General features: G+C 76.2%; 1 protein-coding gene. It reads left to right on the top strand.

The genetic code is table 11. The features are described from left to right. The first annotated feature begins 11 nt into the window (after window positions 1-11). Window positions 12-515, top strand: a complete 504-nt coding sequence (locus CCN72_RS34540) for an AfsR/SARP family transcriptional regulator (protein WP_425276199.1) — start codon at window positions 12-14, stop codon at window positions 513-515. Window positions 516-674: the final 159 nt, after the last annotated feature.

Raw genomic sequence — 674 nt, 5'->3', positions numbered from 1 at the left:
CCATCGAGGCGGTGCCCGGCGGCTACCGGCTGTACGCCGACGCCGGCACCCTCGATCTGCTGCACTTCCGCGAGCTGCTCGCCCGCTCGTACACCGCCGACGACCCGGAGTCCGCGCTGCGGCTCGCCCGCGCCGCGCTCGCGCTGTGGGGCGAACCCCTGCTGACGAACGTGCACTCGGACGAGATCCACCGCGACCTCGTGCCCCGCCTTGCCGAGGAACGACTCCTCGCGGTGGAGCGGGTGTTCGACGGCGAGCTGCGCCTGGGCCGGCACCGCGAGCTGATCCCCGAGGCCCGTGAGGCCGTGCGCGCCCACCCCGGGCACGAGGGGCTGTCCGCGCTGCTCGTCGAGGCGCTCTACCGCTCCGGCCGCCGCGCCGAGGCGCTCGCCGAGTACCGCAGGANNATTACCCGACGGGCAGCACGGGGCGATCGCCACCGGCGCACCGGCCGCGGCACTTGCGTCCGGTGGCCGTCCGCTGCCGCTGCCGGTCGGGAGCGGCGGGTCGGGTGAGCCGCCCCCGGGACTCGGACGGGGCTCGCCCAGCGCCCCCGGCGCCCTGGTGCTCAGCTCGCTCGTGGACGCCGGGCTGCTCCAGGAGGACCCCTCCGGCCGCTATCGCGTCCACGATCTGCTGCGCCTCTTCGTCCAGGCGGCCGGAGGGGTCCTCCT

The organism is Streptomyces murinus (genome assembly GCF_002154555.1).
Lineage (GTDB): Bacteria > Actinomycetota > Actinomycetes > Streptomycetales > Streptomycetaceae > Streptomyces > Streptomyces murinus.
Note: the sequence above shows the minus strand (reverse complement) of the source record. Positions and strands in the feature narration are given on the sequence as shown.